Source organism: Aeromonas sp. ANP5 (genome assembly GCF_963870295.1).
GTDB classification, from domain to species: Bacteria; Pseudomonadota; Gammaproteobacteria; order Enterobacterales; family Aeromonadaceae; genus Aeromonas; species Aeromonas veronii.
On the sequence record NZ_CAWMRY010000047.1, the window covers coordinates 1 to 16,315 of the forward strand.

The window sequence follows — 16,315 nt, forward strand, 5'->3', positions numbered from 1 at the left end:
CGGGACAATGCACAGAAAAAGGGCGACCAGATGGTCGCCCTTTTTGATTTGTGCGGGATACCGCCCGGTCAAAGCAGATCGTAGATAAGGGCCGAGATGGCAAGCAGCCCCATCACCAACACAAAAAGGGTACTCGGCCCGCGATAACGCTTGAGTGCGGGCAAGCGATAGATAGAGCAGGCCGGCAGCAGAAACAGGATCACCGCGATCAGCGGGCCACTGACGCGCTCGATGATGTCGAGCACATTGGGGTTCAGATAGGTGATGACGGCGGTCACCATAAACAGGATCACCGATGACACCCGGGCGATGGTCGACTCCTTGAGGGAGAGCCCCAGCCCCTGACAGGCACCGCTCACCATGCTCACCGTCCCCTCGCTCACCCCCATGGAGGTGCCTAGGAAAGATTTGGACATGGCCAGAATAGCGATGAGTGGCCCCACATAGGCGATCAGCGGGTTGGAGAACTTGTTCGCCAGCGCCGACAGCACCGAGATATTGTCGGTGCGGGCCAGCGCCATCTCCGCCTGACTCAAACTCATCACGCAGCTCACCACGAAAAAGAGCACGCTGCCGCAAATCAGCATGCTGCTGTACTTGATGATCCGCTTGGCACGCAGGTCGGCATTCTCCTGACAGCGCTTCTTCTGCGCCGCACTGAAGGAGGAGATAATGGGCGCATGGCTGAAGGAGAAGACCATCACCGGCACGATCAGCCAGAGGGATTTCCAGAACGCCGGATCCCGCCAATCCACCGCTTGGCTCTCGCTGAAATAGGAGAGGCTCCACTGGGGCAGCAGATAGATGGAGAGGCCAATCAGAAAGGCGACCATGGGCAGCGCCAGCACGCTGATGGCCGACACCACGATCTGTTTGCCAGCCAGCAGCACCAGATGCAGGCCCAGCATCACCCCCAGCACCAGCAAGCCGCGCGGCAGCTCGGCATCCCCCAGCTGGTGAACCACGAAGCTCTGGATCGCATTGGTGATGGAGATGCTGTAGACCAGAATGATGGGGTAGAAGGCCATCAGATAGACCAGCATCAGCAGCTTGCCCGCCTTGGCACCGAAGTGCTCCTCCACCACATGGGTGATATCCCCTTCCCGATGGGAGCTGGAGAGCACAAAGCGGCTCAATGCCCTGTGGGAATAATAAGAGAGCGGGAAAGCCAGCAATAAAATAAACAGCAAAATAACCGGAGAATTACTACCAACAGTAATAGGGAGAAATAACGTACCGGCACCGACAGCTGTGGCATATAGGCCCATGGTCCATACCGAATCGCTTTTCTCCCATTTTAATTTTGAAACAGGGTTACTCTTTTCAGCAATAGAAACACTCATTGCAATATATACCTTATTAATCTGTCATCATTATTTTTATTGGCCCGAATAACAGGCTGGAGATATGTCGTTGCATATCGCCCTGCAAATGAAAAAACAACGCCGCCAGCGGCCAACAGGGCCACCGGAGAGAAACGGAGCTGCCACGCTACCATCGTTGAAATCGCAATCCGGGTCAAGGTTAATAATTCATGACTGTTTGAATCGGAATGTTTCAAAAGACAACAGGATGTATCACATTCGTCACCAAAAACCAGATTCAAGCCTGTTTGATAACATACCGATAAAACCTCATGCTGTTGCCCAACAACACAAATAAGACCAGCGATCAGGCCGATAATATTAACACCTTAAGCTGTGGAATATGAGTTAAATAATACGGCCAACTTTTCTACTAATTGACAGTGATGTCAGCCAATTTATTCAGGGTAAAAGCGCAGGCTATTTCCCACAGCGACCGGGGTGGCATTCTCAACCTGCCGGGCAGTGCGCCACCCGGTTGCGGCCTGCCCGCTTGGCCCGATAGAGCCACTCATCGGCCCGAGCCAGCGCCTGATTGATCTCCTCCTCCGGCTGCACCAGAGTTGTGCCCAGACTGACCGTGATGGCGACCGGATCGGCAGGCAACGCTTCGACGGCGGCACGGATCTGCTCCGCCATCTGCTGCAAACCGGCTTCATCGATCCGCGGCAGCAGGATCAGAAACTCCTCGCCGCCGCTGCGCACAAAGAGATCGTCCGCCCGCAACATGGCATCGATACAACTACTGAAGCGCTGCAAGGCCCGATCTCCCTGCTGGTGGCCGTAACGATCGTTGATCTGCTTGAAGTGATCGATGTCGAGCATGATAAGACCGCAGGGCGCATCTCCTGCCCGCAACGGCTGGCAGTGCTCGAAGAAGAAACGGCGGTTATGGAGGCCAGTCAGCTGGTCGGTTTCACTCTGGCGCAGCAGTCGCTGCTGCAACTCGTACTGGCGGGTGATATTGCGGGTCACCCAGGCCACCGCCCGCTTGCCATCATAGAGGGAGGGCAGCGGCGCAATCTTGCCCTCGAAACGCTGTATCCCTTGCGGCCCGGCGGCAGCATTGATCCCCCCCACCTCGGCTGCTGAGAGCTCATACTCCACCACTCGCACCTGACCGCTCGCCAGCGACTCGGCTACCTGCGCCTTGACCCACATGGCCATCTCGGGTGGCAGCACATCGGCCAGCTGCTTGCCCGCCAGCGGATTGCCGTCGTGATAGGATTGCTGCTCCATGCCGCCGATATATTCCACGTAATAGCCATCTTCACTGAGAATAAAGACGGGATCTGGCAGCTGGGCCATCACTTCATAAAGCTGGGTTACCGAAAGCGCCACGGAGACTCCTGTACTTCAACGTCAAACAGGGGGGAGATATTCTGCCTCAAGAGGACTCACACGCCCTCATCGTCAGCGCAGAAAAATCTGCGGCCACAGCCAACAATCCTTTACATCTAGCAGCCTGCCAGCCTCTCGGCCACCACGGGTGGCCAGCGCGTTGCTACTCCCGCCACTGCGCTCGCTCACAGCGGCGAAAGCCCCCTCCCCCGGTCGCGCATATCCCATTGTTTCAACTCACAAGTTCATTTACGCTGGCCGTCCTGAGTCCAGTTTTCACCTCATCAGCCATCAGGGAGCCAGCCACCCGCAACCGCAGGGGCTGTACCACGGAAAAGGAATCGCCAGATGAAAAACGCCATCGTTACCGCCCGCTTCGACGCTATCAGCACCGAAGGGGAACAGCTCACCCTCAAGATCGCCATCAAGGCCCCCGAGCCGGATCCCAAGTCCGCCAGCGGTGACTGGCGCTGCAAGGTGAAGCTGGCGGGGCTGAGCGACAAGACCTTTATCTACGGCATCGACAGCCTGCAGGCCCTGAGCCTCGCCATCAAGTTTGTCGAAACCGAGCTGCGCGCTTTCTCCGATGCGGGCTGGCAATTCTATCTGCCCAATTGCCCCGATCACCCCATCGACATGAGCGCCTGCTACTTCCCGGCACTCTAGCCCGGCCCATCCAAGGAGAACAGATGCACGGACCCGATCCCGCCAATCCCCACCCCATGAACGGCTTTCCCCAGGTGTGCTTTATCAAGAACACCATCAAGGGGCCCAATATCGAGGTGGGTGACTACACCTATTACGACGACCCGGAGGATTCGGCGGGCTTCGAGCGCAACGTCCTCTACCACTTCCCCTTCATCGGCGACAAGCTCATCATCGGCAAGTTCTGCGCCATCGCCCGCGGGGTGAAGTTCATCATGAACGGCGCCAACCACCAGACCTCCGGCTTCTCCACCTACCCCTTCTTTATCTTCGGCAACGGCTGGGAGAGCGCCGCCCCCGCCCCGGGCAGCCTCCCCTACAAGGGGGATACCGTCATCGGCAACGATGTCTGGATTGGCTATGACGCCCTGATCATGCCGGGGGTAAAAGTCGGCAACGGCGCCATTATCGCCGCCCGCTCCGTGGTCACCGGCGACGTGCCCGCCTACGCCGTGGTCGGCGGCAACCCGGCCAAAGTGATCCGCTACCGCTTTGCCGACGACACCATCGCCCGTCTCAACGCCATCGCCTGGTGGGACTGGCCGGTGGAGCAGATCAGCCGCAATTTGCCGCTTATCAGCGGCGGCGAGATAGCCGCGCTGGAAGCGGCAACCCGTTAGAGACAACCACCATCAAGCAGGAAGCACTATGCAATTAACCACACCACAGCCACCCCAAGACCATGAGTTCGAGGCCCTGCGCAATGGCCTGAACGGTTTCAACGAGGCCATCACCGGCCAACTGCAGCGCGAGCGGATCGCCAGCTTTATCAAGGATGCAGAAGGGTGTGTGCGAGGCGGTATTCTGGGGGAAATAAAATGGGGCTGGCTCCATATCGAGGGTCTCTGGGTCGATGATGCCATCCGCCAAGCTGGCTGGGGCGGCCACCTGCTCGGCACCATGGAGCTGTACGCCCAAAGCAAGGGCATCACCAACTACCATCTGGAAACCACCAGTTTTCAGGCCCTCCCCTTCTACCAGAAGCAGGGTTACGAAGTCTTTGGCCAGCTGCCCGATATGCCGCCGGGGCATGTGAGTTATTTTTTGAAGAAAATAGAGAGATAAGACAGAGCAATATTAAATTGCTCTGCTAAATATAAATGTTAAGTACAGAACTGCTCTAAAGTTAGAATCTTTACTGAAGAATACAGCTCTTTAGGAATACTTTGAGCTACTTTATCTTTCAAAGTATCAAGAAATTTTGCTATCTCAATCTTTTTTTCGCTATCCAAGTTTTCATCTAGTGGTGCGACAACGATAATATACATGCCTGTATTATCAAAATGCGTTGGTATATTTTTTACTTTGTCCTTCATTAAAATGCGAATCATGACGGAATCTTTGAACTTATGAACCAACTCTTTGTTTATTTCCTTAAAGCATTCTTTCCTAAATCTAACTTTATCACTTTTTGTAAGGTTGGATGCTTTTAATCTTTCAGCCCGCTCTTGAAGTTGTGCATCCTGTTTTAACAGATCACTAAACTCAACATATAAAAAACCATGTCTTGTATGAACCTCATAGTAATCAACAGACTTAAGTACATTTAACTCGCATTTTTTCTTTATTCCATCACCATCAACTTTATATCCATGTCTAGGAACAACAATATGACCATGTTCTGGAAACTCATGGTCCATACTTTCTAGAAACTCACTGGCACAATACATTTACCAACCACTCTCCAGCATCATTTCATAAAAAGGCGAGCCTAGATCATTTTTAATTTTTGACATACATTGTCTAGGTGAACACTCATCGGTTGACTCTCCGTCAGGAGATAGACGATTAATAGCAAAATGCTCAGGTAGTTCATCATCCCCGTAATCATCCATTATATTTTCGATATACTTCATCATGTCAATACTATGGCTAGCAATGACGACGTTAATACCATTTAAGCTAAGTTGATATAAAGTTTCTATCATTACTTTTTGCCATGCCGGATGTAAATTTACCTCCGGCTCATCAACAAATACAAAACTACCTTTGGCAATCACATTTCTCTTTAACAAAAGACCTATCAAGCCTAAATTTGTTATACCAGTTGCAGTGAGATTAATGTTAACGTTTTGTGAGCTTTCACTGTCAGTAAAAAATATATCGCCGCTCTCAGAAATATCTAACTCCCCCCCCAAAACAGAGTTCAGCTTTTTCTCTAATTTGGCAAGTCCTTCACTTCTAGAGTTGGATTTTATATTTTCATCTACAAGTTCTATTAAATCATAGAAATATTTAGGCACACCAGACAAACCATCCGAATCTCGATGTGAGCTTCTAAAAAAACGTGGCAATTTAGCTTTAGCCAAAGGTTTTCTAAGCTTCCAATAAATGGGAGACTCGATAAATACAACATTATATAATGATTGAAACTCATCAATACCAGAAGGAGTCAACTCAAATTCAATATCTTCCTTTTGGATGCTGATTTTACCCAAAGAACCAAAATCAAAATTAATTAACTCTTCTTCCTTTGCACTAAAGGATTTTAGATCAGACAGATTTGCAACTTGGAAGTTCTCTTTTAATGCTTCATTAAAACCACTTTCAAATTTATTTGATAATATTTTTGATGGGTTTTTTATATTCTGTTTTAATTGCTTAATAGCTCGATTTGCTAATGCTAACCGATCTTTAAAATCTATATACTTTTTCTTATTATCTACTTCGGCAATGAGTTGTTGAAAATAATGTTCAATTTGAGATATATGCTCATCCAGTAAAATGCTTCGGGTGTGCTGTTCCAAATAAGTACAATCGCCAAACTGATCGTTTATCTGGCTTTCCAAAACGACTAATAGTTCACTAAGTGAATAAAATAAAGATTGTACTATTGAACTAGGTTCATAAACAGAACTATATGCTGCTCGAACTAGAGCACGAGCTCTCATAACACTAGCCATAGTGTCAGAAGTGACATGATCTTTGTTTATAGTACTAAAAAAACTATACAATGCTCTACTGATGAAGCTTTTTCCGGAAGAGTTGGCCCCTGCAATAACAGTAAACGGTGCAAGATGTAGCTTTGCGTGCCTAACCCTACCTAAGTTTTTGATTTCAATATTAAATTTCATATTTCATCTAATTTTGATAGTTTCTTTCTTCTTTTATATCACAGAGACTGTACGTTTTGTTAGCTCAATGCTCTGATCTACGAGATTTTGCTTACATAACAAACTGTTTGAAAGCTCTTCACCATCATCTAAACAATCACGCATAGCGTGATGGATGCTTCATTTCCCTACATGTCAATGCTTCGAAAACAACCCATGTTGCGCAACACTAACCATTTCTTGGAAATGGACGATATGTCCCCATCTAACTCCCATCAAGCGGAGAGAAAGAAGGGGGAAATCCTCACACAATGCCCTGGCCAATAGCCACGATTTTCACACTGGCGAAACGATATCAACAGCAACGTTACACCAGAGAGACAATCCTGTGGCCGCAGGTAAAGCAAAGCGGCAAGCAGTGGCGGGGATCTATCCCTCCGATCTGCTTGCCGCTATCTGTTACCACAGGTGTAAACGTCGTTAACGACCCAAAAAGGGTTCCCAGTCCTTGAACACCGGCTGCAACCCCGCCTGCCGCACGGCGGCGGCCACTTCCCCCACCGGGCGGTCGTCGTGGATGGCGAACTGCTCCAGCTCCTCGGCATCCCCTTCGGCATAGCCACCCGGCTGGGTGCGCGACTCGGCCGACATCTGGGTGATGCCAAGGCGCACCGCGCCGTTGCGAAACGTAGCCGACTCGCGGGTGGAGAGGGACAAATCCAGCGTGGGCGAGAAGAGGCGCCAGGCGCAGATAAGCTGGGCCAGCTGGCGATCCGACATGACCACGGCAGGCTCCAGCCCGCCGGTGCAGGGGCGCAGGCGCGGGAAGGAGAGCGAGTAGCGGCTCTGCCAGTGGTGGCGCTCAAGCCAGCTCAGGTGTTCGGCGACAAAGTAGCTGTCGGCGCGCCAGTCCGAGGAGAGACCGATCAGCGCCCCCAACCCGATTTTGTCGATACCGGCGCGGCCCAGCCGATCCGGCGTGGCGAGGCGCCATGCGATGTCCCGCTTGTTGCCACGCAGGTGATGGCGGGCGTAGGTGGGGGCGTGGTAGGTCTCCTGATAGACCATGACGGCGTCGAGACCGAGGCTTTTCAGCTCGGCGTATTCAGCTTGCGAGAGGGGCTGCACCTCCATCCCCACCGTGCTGAAGTGGCGGCGGATGATGGGCATCACTTCGCGAAAATAGGCGAGCCCCACCTTGTGCTCGTGCTCGCCGGTCACCAGCAGCACGCTGTCAAAACCGCGCGCCTTGATGGCCAGACACTCGCGCTCTATCTCCTCTGTATTCAAGGTCTTGCGCTTGAGGCGGTTGCTCATGGAGAAGCCGCAGTAGGTGCAGTCGTTGGCGCAGAGGTTCGACAGATAGAGCGGCACATAGAAGCCGATGGTGTTGCCAAAGCGCTGGCGGGTCAGCCGCTCGGCCTCGGCCGCCATCTGCGGCAGATACGCCTCGGCGGCTGGCGAGATCAGCGCCATAAAATCGGCCAGCGTGCGACGGGGTGTACTCAACGCCCGTGCCACATCGGCGGCGGTTTTGGCGCGGATCTGCATGCCGATATCGTCCCACTCCAGCTCCTGCCATCGGTCGAGAAAGGTAGGCTCCTTAGCCCTCACCCCCAGCCCCTCTCCCTTATTTTGTGAAGAGCCGAGAGGGGGGCTATCACTCAGGCGCACTTGGGGTTGTGTAAAAGGCTCGAAGTCACTCATCGCACCAGCATCATGACTCATAACGCCCCCAGAAAATCGGTCAGCGGGCTGGAGGCTTGGGCCTGCAGGGCGCGCGCACCGAGACCGGCTTCATAGGCGCTGCGACCTGCGGTGCAGGCCAGTGCAAAGGCGCGGCCCATGGCGACCGGGTCGCCGCTCACCGCGATGGCGGTGTTGACCAGCACGGCATCGGCGCCCAGCTCAAAGGCGGCGGCGGCGTGGCTCGGCGCACCGATCCCCGCATCCACCACCACAGGCACATTGGCCTGCTCGACGATGATGGAGAGAAACTCCCGGGTCACCAGCCCCTGATTGGAACCGATGGGCGCACCCAGCGGCATCACGGCGGCACAGCCCACCTCTTCGAGCCGCTTGCAGAGCACGGGGTCGGCGCCGCAGTAGGGCAGCACCACAAAGCCCTCTTGCACTAGCTGCTCGGCGGCTTTCAGCGTCTCGATGGGATCGGGCAGCAGATAGCGCGGGTCGGGGTGGATCTCCAGCTTCAGCCAGTTCGTCCCCAGCGCCTCGCGGGCGAGATGGGCGGCAAACACCGCCTCGGCGGCGGTCTTGGCGCCGGAGGTGTTGGGCAGCAGCTTGACCCCGAGTTGCAGCAAGGGGCTCAGGATATCGTCGTGGGCCTTGCCCGGTTCGAGCCGCTTGATGGCCATGGTGACGAGCTGGGAGCCGCTCGCCTCGATGGCGGCGGCCATCAGATCCGGGCGGGCAAACTTGCCGGTGCCGGTAAAGAGGCGCGATGAGAAGGTGTGATCGGCAATGTTCAGCATGTCAGCCTCCGGCCACTGCGATAAGAAGAGATGAAGTTCCGCCGCAAGGCAGAGCACTCGAAGATGGGATCGCAAGCATCATGGGTCAGCCTCCCGCTATGGCGGTGAAGAGGTGAAGTTCATCCCCGTCATTGAGACGGGTCTCGGCCCAGCGGCCACGGGGCAGCACGGCGCCGTTAAGGGCCACCGCCACCCCTTGGGGACTGACCCCCTGCGCGGCCAGCAGGTCGGCCACGCTCTGCCCTGCAGCCAGCGGCTGGGCTTTATCGTTGAGTCGAATGGTGAGGGTCATGGGGTGATCTCCTTATCGTGTGTCGCGCATCGGCGCTGCCCGCAAACCGGGCAATCGGGGTCGGGAGCCAGCGTGAGGGTCTGCCACTGATGGGTCAAAGCATCGAAACGGCGCAATGTGCCAGCGACTGGGCTTGCCATCCCGAGCAGCAGTTTCAGTGCCTCCAGCGCCTGCAGGGAGCCCATCACCCCCACCAGCGGGCCGGTGACGCCGCTGGTCTCGCAGCTCTGGCTCACCTTGGTATCCAGCGGATAGAGGCAGGCGTAGCAGGCGTGCTCACTGCTGGTGCGCGCCATCAGCTGCCCCTGCCAGCTCACCGCGGCGGCGGAGATCCAGGGCTTGTCCTGCTCCACGCAGGCGGCGTTGATGGCCTGCCGGGTGGCGAGGTTGTCGCAGCAGTCGATCACCAGATCTACCTCGGCCACAAACTCCGGCAGGCTGGCGGCATCGAGCCGCTGGTTGATGGCGATCAGCTCCACCAGCGGGTTGTGGGCCGCCAACCGCTCGCGGGCCAGCTCCGCCTTGGAGTGGTTGACCGCATCAACATCGAACAGGATCTGGCGCGGCAGATTGCTGGAGTCCACCGTATCGCCATCGGCCAGCCACAAGGTGCCCACACCGGCGCCGGCCAGATAGAGGGCGAGCGGCGAGCCGAGCCCGCCCAAGCCCACGATCAGCACGGACTTATCTTTCAGCCGCGCCTGACCCGCCTCCCCCACTTCCGCCAACATCAGCTGACGGCCGTATCGCAGATACTCTTTGTCACTAAGAGAAGCGGCATCAGAGCGCATGTTCTACCTCCCTTATGGCAGTGGCAGAGCGTGGCTCATCCCCCCCCCCCACGGCCGCGAGCAGCCGTTCGGTCGCCCCCTGCCAGTCGTCGCTGGCAGTGATGGCCGAGACCAGCGCGATACTGCCGACCCCACTTGCCTTGACCGCCGCCACCCGCTCCTCGCTGATGCCGCCAATGGCCACCGTCGGCCACTCCGCCATCAGGGCGCGGTAGCGATGCAGCCGCACCAGCCCCTGCGGGCGCGAAGGCATCGCCTTGGTGTTGGTCGGGAAGATATGACCCAGCGCCATATAGGAGGGGGCCAGTTCGCGCGCCCGCATCAGCTCGAAGTAGCCGTGGGTGGAGATGCCAAGGCGCAGCCCGGCCGCCTGAATGGCGGCGAGATCCGCCGTCTCCATATCCTCCTGCCCCAGATGCACGCCCCAGGCGCCCGCCTCGATGGCCTGTTGCCAGTAGTCGTTGATAAAGAGCCGCGCCCCATGGCGGCGACCGAGCGCCACAGCATCACGAATGGCCGGCGCCACCTCTGCGGCGGGCAGATTCTTGATCCGCAGCTGGATGGTCTTGACCCCCTGCCCCAGCAGGCGGCGCAGCCACTTGACCGAATCGACCACCGGATAGAGGCCGAGGTTGTGTTCGGTCGGCGTGAAGGGGCCATCCGGCAGGCGGGCGCTGCTTGTCTGATAAAGTCCGAAGCGGCGATCGAGGGTTGATCCCGCCAACACGGCGCGGGGGAAGTGGGCAAGATCAGCTGGCCAGCCAAGATGGGCGATGGGCCCCGGGCCTGCGCCCACTCCTTGCGCCGCCGCCAGCCCCTGTTGCAGGTAGGCACGAGCGAGGGTGATGGCATCCTCTACCGGATAATCCTGCGCCACCACGGCGGCGATGGTGCTGGCGTAGCAGCAGCCGGTACCGTGGCCGTGGCGGGTATTCAGGCGCGGCGCCGCCAGCCAGAATTCGCGGGTCTCGTCCTGGTAGTAGTCGAGGCAGAGCTCACCGCTCCAACCCAGATGGCCGCCCTTGACCAGCACGGCGCGGGCGCCGAGTTCGCGCAGCCGCTGGGCGGCGAAGCGCACCAGCACCGGGCTGGTCGCGGGAATGCCGGTCAGGGCTTCCAGTTCGGGGCCGTTGGGGGTGATGAGCGACAGACGTGGCAGCAGCTGTTCGCGCACCGCCGCCAGCATATTCGGCTCCGCCATCGGGGTGCCGGTGCTGGCGATGGCCACCGGGTCGTAGACCACGAAGGGTGCCTCGATAGTTGCCAGTCGGCGAGCCAACACCTCGACGTGGAGCCGGGTCGGCAGCAGACCGATCTTGATGGCGGCGGGCGGCAGATCGACGCCGAGGGCGTCGATCTGGGCGGTGAAGGTCTGCATCAGTACGGGGTCGACCATCTTCACCGCCACCGAGTTCTGGGCGGTGATGGCGGAGATGACCGAGCAGCCGTGCACACCGAGGTCGTGCAAGGTGTGCAAGTCGGCCTGAATGCCGGCGCCGCCGCCGGAGTCTGAACCGGCAATGGTCCAGACAACTGGGCGAGAGTCGGTCACGGGCAGCAGATCGGCGGGGCTGACTGCCCCGCTTGCGCTGCTCACGCCTCCTCCCCTGCGGCCTGTTTCAGCGCCGCTGCCTGATGGTAGATCTCGCCGCCGGTCTCCTTGAAGGTTTCAGCCATGCGGGCCATGCCGCTCTCCACCTGAGCAACCACCTGCTCCTGCTGGCCATCCATACCGACCAGCTTGATCTCCACCGCTTCCAGCTTGGCTGCGTAATCGCGCACGTCCTGGGTGATCTTCATGGAGCAGAACTTGGGCCCGCACATGGAGCAGAAGTGGGCCACCTTGCCGGACTCCTGCGGCAGGGTCTCGTCGTGATAGGCGCGGGCAGTGTCGGGGTCGAGCGCAAGATTGAACTGATCCTCCCAGCGGAACTCGAAGCGCGCCTTGGACATGGCGTTGTCGCGGATCTGGGCACCCGGGTGACCCTTGGCCAGATCGGCGGCGTGGGCGGCGATCTTGTAGGTAATCAGCCCCTGCTTCACATCCTCCTTGTTAGGCAGCCCCAGATGCTCCTTGGGAGTGACGTAGCAGAGCATGGCGCAGCCGTACCAGCCGATGAGCGCGGCGCCGATGCCGGAGGTGAAGTGATCGTACCCCGGCGCGATGTCGGTGGTGAGCGGGCCCAGCGTATAGAAGGGCGCCTCGTGGCAGTGCTCCAGCTGCTCGGTCATGTTGCGCTCGATCATGTGCATCGGCACGTGGCCGGGGCCCTCGATCATCACCTGCACGTCGTACTCCCACGCAATTTTGGTCAGCTCGCCCAGGGTGCGCAGCTCGGCGAACTGGGCCTCGTCGTTGGCGTCATAGACGGAGCCGGGGCGCAGACCGTCACCCAGCGACAGGGCCACGTCATAGGCGGCGCAGATCTCGCAGATTTCGCGGAAGTGCTGGTAGAGGAAGTTCTCTTTATGGTGGGAGAGGCACCACTTGGCCATGATGCTGCCGCCGCGCGAGACGATGCCGGTGAGGCGCTTGGCGGTCATAGGCACGAAACGCAGCAAGACACCGGCATGGATGGTGAAGTAGTCCACCCCCTGCTCGGCCTGCTCCAGCAGGGTGTCGCGGAACAGCTCCCAGGTGAGGTCTTCGGCGATGCCGTTGGTCTTCTCCAGCGCCTGATAGATGGGCACGGTACCGATGGGCACCGGGCTGTTGCGCAGGATCCACTCGCGGGTCTCGTGGATGTAGCGGCCGGTGGAGAGATCCATCACGGTGTCGGCGCCCCAGCGGGTCGACCAGACCAGCTTCTCCACCTCCTCTTCGATGCTGGAGGTGACCGCCGAGTTGCCGATGTTGGCGTTGATCTTCACCAGAAAATTGCGGCCGATGATCATCGGCTCCGCTTCCGGGTGGTTGATGTTGCTGGGGATGATGGCACGACCGGCGGCCACCTCATCGCGCACGAATTCGGGGGTGATGTTCTGGGGCAAACGGGCACCGAAATCGCGGCCCGGATGCTGGGTGCGCAGGAGCTCGGAGCGCACCCGCTCGCGCCCCATGTTCTCGCGAATGGCGATAAATTCCATCTCGGGGGTGACGATACCGGCCCGGGCGTAGTGGAGCTGGGTGACCCGGCGACCCGGTTTGGCACGGCGCGGCTTTGGCAGATGTTCGAAGCGCAGGTGATCCAGCCCCTCGTCAGCCAGACGCTCCTGAGTAAAGGTGGAGCTGAGCCCCGGCAGTTCGTCGGTGTCATCGCGCTCCAGCACCCAGTTCTCCCGCAAGCGCGGCAGGCCGCGGCGCACGTCGATGGCGACCCCCTCCTCCCCGTAACGGCCCGAGGTGTCGTAGACCGGCACCGGCTCGTTGGGCTCGAACCGGGGAGCTTCTTTGGTGCCGCCGACGAAGGTGTCGGCCAGCTGGATCTCCCGCAGCGGAACACGGATATCGGGGCGGGAGCCTTCGATAAAGATGCGGCGGGAATTGGGATGAGCCATCCCCTTGAGGCTGTCGATAAAGGCCTGGGCGCTGGAGCGCTGCTCGCGGCGGCTGGATTTATTGGTATCAGATACGGAAGTAGACATAGCAAAACTCACATTAACTGGTTGAAGTTATGGGTGTTTGCTTGTCTGGAGTTCGAGGAGAAGATGAACTTGCGGCGGGGTGTTTATCTCGGGAGGGAGTGCGCGCGGGATGGATCTCCGCGCTGCTGTTCTGCCACTTCCCGCTCTCTGCACGCGGTGGGCAAGGCGCCCCACGTGCTGGAAAACCGGACGGGACAGACTCCCTCCTGTGCGCCCTGACCCATCAAGGATGATCCCTTCGATGAGCGGAAGAGGCTTGTTCCTCCTCCGGCGCGGTAACCCGCAAGTTACCCTTGTTCCCTTCGCAGGTTTTAACCTGATCAGGTTCCACGGATCCCGAATTAACGGTCTCAGCTTCGCGTCGTTCGACGGTCAGCACTCCGACAAGATGGCGCCAGTATAAGGGGGAAAATCTAAAGCACAAGCCGTTAACAAAGTCGACCTCTTGCTCCCCTTGGGGTCTACGGCTAGTCGAGGATGATATGGGGCAGGAAACGGGAGCTGTCTTTGGTGATCAGGGTCGCATCCTCGCGAATGCCAATGCCAGCCGCCGCATCGCCGACCACCCAGCTGCCGATCAAGGTGTAACTGCCAGCAAAGCAGGGTAAGGGGTGAAAGGCCTGAAGCACATAACCCGAGTCGTTGTATGGGCCTGGCTCATGCAAGCGCATACCCTGATAATCCATCAGCTCGATATTGGCCCCCTCTCGTGAATAGAGAGGCTTACGTACCCAACCCGGCGCCATCTGACTAGCGGGATCGGGATCAAAAAAAGCGGGCAGCAGGTTGGGATGGTCAGGAAAGGCCTGCCACAACAGGGGCAACATCCCCTTGTTGGAGAGAATCATCTTCCAGGCTGGCTCGATAAAGCGGGTCTGGCTTGTGAGCAGCGTCTGGCCAAATGGCTCGCGCACCATGAACTCCCAAGGGTAAAGCTTGAATATCTCGTGGATCGGCTCGTTGCCCAGATCCACTAGCTGGCCCTGCAGCTCGCCGATATCCTCCAGATCCACAAAACGGGCATCACAACCAGCCTGCAGGGCGATATCGATGAGGTAGTCGAGGTTCCCCCTGTCTTCCAGGTTCTCGCCCACGCAGGTGAAGTGCAAAGGGCCACGATTGCCAAGGGCCGCGAAGGCGCCGTACAGCTTCTCCTGCAGGGAGTTGAACTGATCGACTCCGGCTGGTAGCACACCACGATGCAGCTGATCCTCCAGCCAGATCCACTGGAAAAAACCCGACTCATAAAGGGAGGTGGGGGTGTCGTAGTTAAGCTCCAGCAGCTTGGCGGGCCCATGCCCGTTATAGGCGAGATCCAGCCGACCATAGAGATGGGGATCCCGACGTCGCCATGAGGCCTCCAGTGCGGGCCAGCAGTATTCGGGAATATCGAGCCGGGTCAGCAACTCTTCGCTGCCCACTATCTTTGAGACCAGCGAGAGGGCCATCTGATGCAGTTCCTCGGTGGGCGCCTCCAGATCATCCTCTATCTGCGAAAGGGTGAAGCGATAGCAAGCGCTCTCATCCCAATAGGGCTCCCCATCGAAGGTGTGAAACTCGAAACCAAGCTCGGCAGCCCGTTCGCGCCAATCCGGACGTTCGGGTAAGGAAATGCGCTCCATCTTTAACCTCCGCTGCTGTAGCTATTGCTATGGCAGAAGTTGGCTCGCCGCGCAGCTTCTCCACCGAAGCCACCACGCCGTACTTGTAAGGCGGGCTCCAGTGTCACCGCACTCTGGCAGACCCGAACCAGGCTACTGCCTGCGGGCAAGCGTGTTCCCTGAGCGGTGCGCAGCGCATAAGGCTCATCTGTACGTTGATAGAGCGGCTGGGTCGGGATCCCGGGGAGAGGGTCTGTTCCGATGGCAACGCCGCTGGTCAGAATCCCCCTCATCCGCGGCACCTTATCCTCACACCCTCCTGCGCCAAAATCCGCCTCACACTCCACCCGGTCAGGATAACGGGGCGCCCGCAGGAGGTGGCGACTGCGGGCCTCTTCAAAGGCCAGCTGGCACCGAGCCGGATCATTACCTGGGACAGCGACACATGTCTCGACCGAGGTGTAGACATAGGCCAGCTCGGGGCGTTCGTTGCACCCCTGCAGCCAGAGGGAGGCTGTCGGCACCATCATGACCAGTGCGACCTGGCTACTTCGCTTGTTGCTGCTCTTCATGGGATCCTCAGTAGGTCATGCAGGCAGCGTTGAGCAGCCCCACCGACAGGGACGCAGCAGCCAGCAAAATGGCGCCAGCCATCTCCCCACGGGAGATCCGTTCGCTCAGGTCGGTGAGCCAGCGTTGCATTACCCGAAACGCGGCAACCTGCACCAGCAGGGCAATCGCTCCCCAGATGGCGCAATCGAGCAGGGAGAGAGAGTGACTGATTGCACTGGCCAAGGGCAGCGCAAAGCCAATCAGCGCGCCGCCAAACGCGGTGGCAGCAGCCGGATTACCCGCACGGATCAGGGCAAATTCATGGTGTGGCGTCAGCCAGGTATAGAGGCGAATAAAGGTCGCCAGCAGCGCCATGGCCAGCAGAAAGTAGGCGATAAAGGGGAGCAGCCCACTCAAGGAGCCGAGCAATTGGGAGAGCATCTCACAGTTCCTGTGACAAAAAGAGTCGACATCATAATGAAAGGAAAAAGGGACCACAATGGGCCCCTTGAGAACGGCGGATACGAAAACAGGGTTCC

Annotated in this window: 16 protein-coding genes and 1 riboswitch; of the genes, 3 read left to right on the plus strand and 13 right to left on the minus strand. The window is 57.9% G+C overall.

From position 1 onward, the window contains the following. Window positions 1-68: 68 nt before the first annotated feature. A complete protein-coding gene (locus tag AACT07_RS20050) occupies window positions 69-1,343 on the minus strand; it encodes an amino acid permease (RefSeq protein ID WP_069529729.1) in 1,275 nt (424 codons plus the stop codon). 471 nt (window positions 1,344-1,814) lie between these two features. After that, window positions 1,815-2,705 carry a sensor domain-containing diguanylate cyclase gene (locus AACT07_RS20055; RefSeq protein WP_069529730.1) on the minus strand — a complete coding sequence of 297 codons (891 nt, stop codon included), beginning with the start codon at window positions 2,703-2,705 and terminating at the stop codon, window positions 1,815-1,817. A 348-nt stretch (window positions 2,706-3,053) separates the two neighbouring features. On the opposite strand from AACT07_RS20055, the gene AACT07_RS20060 reads away from it, so the two are divergent. The 3 genes from AACT07_RS20060 to AACT07_RS20070 are packed head-to-tail and all read left to right on the plus strand — an operon-like array spanning window position 3,054 to window position 4,475. Continuing rightward, window positions 3,054-3,371 carry a DUF6968 family protein gene (locus AACT07_RS20060; protein ID WP_005355042.1) on the plus strand — a complete coding sequence of 106 codons (318 nt, stop codon included), beginning with the start codon at window positions 3,054-3,056 and terminating at the stop codon, window positions 3,369-3,371. Between the two features lie 23 nt (window positions 3,372-3,394). Then, window positions 3,395-4,030, plus strand: a complete 636-nt coding sequence (locus tag AACT07_RS20065) for a Vat family streptogramin A O-acetyltransferase (RefSeq protein ID WP_058056328.1) — start codon at window positions 3,395-3,397, stop codon at window positions 4,028-4,030. Window positions 4,031-4,058: 28 nt separating this feature from the next. Then, window positions 4,059-4,475 carry a GNAT family N-acetyltransferase gene (locus tag AACT07_RS20070; protein ID WP_069529731.1) on the plus strand — a complete coding sequence of 139 codons (417 nt, stop codon included), beginning with the start codon at window positions 4,059-4,061 and terminating at the stop codon, window positions 4,473-4,475. Window positions 4,476-4,513: 38 nt separating this feature from the next. On the opposite strand, the gene AACT07_RS20075 is transcribed toward AACT07_RS20070, so the two are convergent. The 11 genes from AACT07_RS20075 to AACT07_RS20125 all read right to left on the minus strand — a co-directional run bounded on the left by AACT07_RS20075 (window position 4,514) and on the right by AACT07_RS20125 (window position 16,217). Further along, window positions 4,514-5,050 carry a hypothetical protein gene (locus AACT07_RS20075; protein WP_139123831.1) on the minus strand — a complete coding sequence of 179 codons (537 nt, stop codon included), beginning with the start codon at window positions 5,048-5,050 and terminating at the stop codon, window positions 4,514-4,516. Between the two features lie 30 nt (window positions 5,051-5,080). Further along, complete coding sequence (locus tag AACT07_RS20080; RefSeq protein WP_083250023.1) at window positions 5,081-6,484, minus strand: AAA family ATPase; 1,404 nt, start codon at window positions 6,482-6,484, stop codon at window positions 5,081-5,083. Window positions 6,485-6,943: 459 nt separating this feature from the next. After that, window positions 6,944-8,170: a 2-iminoacetate synthase ThiH gene (gene thiH, locus AACT07_RS20085; protein WP_069529734.1), complete on the minus strand. Its 1,227-nt coding sequence runs from the start codon at window positions 8,168-8,170 to the stop codon at window positions 6,944-6,946. Window positions 8,171-8,187: 17 nt separating this feature from the next. Further along, window positions 8,188-8,955, minus strand: coding sequence for a thiazole synthase (locus AACT07_RS20090; RefSeq protein WP_069529735.1), 768 nt, complete (start codon window positions 8,953-8,955; stop codon window positions 8,188-8,190). Between the two features lie 85 nt (window positions 8,956-9,040). Further along, window positions 9,041-9,247: a sulfur carrier protein ThiS gene (gene thiS, locus AACT07_RS20095; protein WP_069529736.1), complete on the minus strand. Its 207-nt coding sequence runs from the start codon at window positions 9,245-9,247 to the stop codon at window positions 9,041-9,043. Beyond that, window positions 9,244-10,038, minus strand: coding sequence for a HesA/MoeB/ThiF family protein (locus tag AACT07_RS20100; RefSeq protein ID WP_069529737.1), 795 nt, complete (start codon window positions 10,036-10,038; stop codon window positions 9,244-9,246). The genes thiS and AACT07_RS20100 overlap by 4 nt, the downstream gene beginning before the upstream one ends. Then, on the minus strand, window positions 10,028-11,635 hold the full coding sequence (gene thiE / locus AACT07_RS20105; RefSeq protein ID WP_069529738.1) for a thiamine phosphate synthase: 1,608 nt from the start codon (window positions 11,633-11,635) through the stop codon (window positions 10,028-10,030). The genes AACT07_RS20100 and thiE overlap by 11 nt, the downstream gene beginning before the upstream one ends. Next, entirely contained in the window at window positions 11,632-13,623 is a 1,992-nt protein-coding gene (gene thiC, locus AACT07_RS20110) for a phosphomethylpyrimidine synthase ThiC (protein WP_069529739.1), read from the minus strand. Before thiC ends, thiE begins: the two co-directional genes overlap by 4 nt. Before the next feature lie 280 nt (window positions 13,624-13,903). Beyond that, window positions 13,904-14,016: riboswitch (TPP riboswitch) on the minus strand. Window positions 14,017-14,090: 74 nt separating this feature from the next. After that, complete coding sequence (locus AACT07_RS20115; RefSeq protein ID WP_069529740.1) at window positions 14,091-15,245, minus strand: glutathionylspermidine synthase family protein; 1,155 nt, start codon at window positions 15,243-15,245, stop codon at window positions 14,091-14,093. A gap of 2 nt (window positions 15,246-15,247) precedes the next feature. Next, the gene (locus AACT07_RS20120; protein WP_069529741.1) at window positions 15,248-15,796 is read right to left on the minus strand and encodes a DUF1190 domain-containing protein; all 549 of its coding nucleotides are present in this window, start codon (window positions 15,794-15,796) and stop codon (window positions 15,248-15,250) included. A gap of 7 nt (window positions 15,797-15,803) precedes the next feature. Next, window positions 15,804-16,217 carry a DUF350 domain-containing protein gene (locus tag AACT07_RS20125; protein WP_019446515.1) on the minus strand — a complete coding sequence of 138 codons (414 nt, stop codon included), beginning with the start codon at window positions 16,215-16,217 and terminating at the stop codon, window positions 15,804-15,806. Window positions 16,218-16,315: the final 98 nt, after the last annotated feature.

Excerpts from the sequence above, each read along its gene's own strand:
- AACT07_RS20050 (WP_069529729.1), bottom strand. The coding sequence starts at position 1,343 with ATGAGTGTTTCTATTGCTGAAAAGAGTAACCCTGTTTCAAAATTAAAA.
- AACT07_RS20060 (WP_005355042.1), top strand. The coding sequence starts at position 3,054 with ATGAAAAACGCCATCGTTACCGCCCGCTTCGACGCTATCAGCACCGAA.
- AACT07_RS20065 (WP_058056328.1), top strand. The coding sequence starts at position 3,395 with ATGCACGGACCCGATCCCGCCAATCCCCACCCCATGAACGGCTTTCCC.
- AACT07_RS20070 (WP_069529731.1), top strand. The coding sequence starts at position 4,059 with ATGCAATTAACCACACCACAGCCACCCCAAGACCATGAGTTCGAGGCC.
- AACT07_RS20075 (WP_139123831.1), bottom strand. The coding sequence starts at position 5,050 with ATGGACCATGAGTTTCCAGAACATGGTCATATTGTTGTTCCTAGACAT.
- AACT07_RS20080 (WP_083250023.1), bottom strand. The coding sequence starts at position 6,484 with ATGAAATTTAATATTGAAATCAAAAACTTAGGTAGGGTTAGGCACGCA.
- thiH (WP_069529734.1), bottom strand. The coding sequence starts at position 8,170 with ATGAGTGACTTCGAGCCTTTTACACAACCCCAAGTGCGCCTGAGTGAT.
- AACT07_RS20090 (WP_069529735.1), bottom strand. The coding sequence starts at position 8,955 with ATGCTGAACATTGCCGATCACACCTTCTCATCGCGCCTCTTTACCGGC.
- thiS (WP_069529736.1), bottom strand. The coding sequence starts at position 9,247 with ATGACCCTCACCATTCGACTCAACGATAAAGCCCAGCCGCTGGCTGCA.
- AACT07_RS20100 (WP_069529737.1), bottom strand. The coding sequence starts at position 10,038 with ATGCGCTCTGATGCCGCTTCTCTTAGTGACAAAGAGTATCTGCGATAC.
- thiC (WP_069529739.1), bottom strand. The coding sequence starts at position 13,623 with ATGTCTACTTCCGTATCTGATACCAATAAATCCAGCCGCCGCGAGCAG.
- AACT07_RS20115 (WP_069529740.1), bottom strand. The coding sequence starts at position 15,245 with ATGGAGCGCATTTCCTTACCCGAACGTCCGGATTGGCGCGAACGGGCT.
- AACT07_RS20120 (WP_069529741.1), bottom strand. The coding sequence starts at position 15,796 with ATGAAGAGCAGCAACAAGCGAAGTAGCCAGGTCGCACTGGTCATGATG.
- AACT07_RS20125 (WP_019446515.1), bottom strand. The coding sequence starts at position 16,217 with ATGCTCTCCCAATTGCTCGGCTCCTTGAGTGGGCTGCTCCCCTTTATC.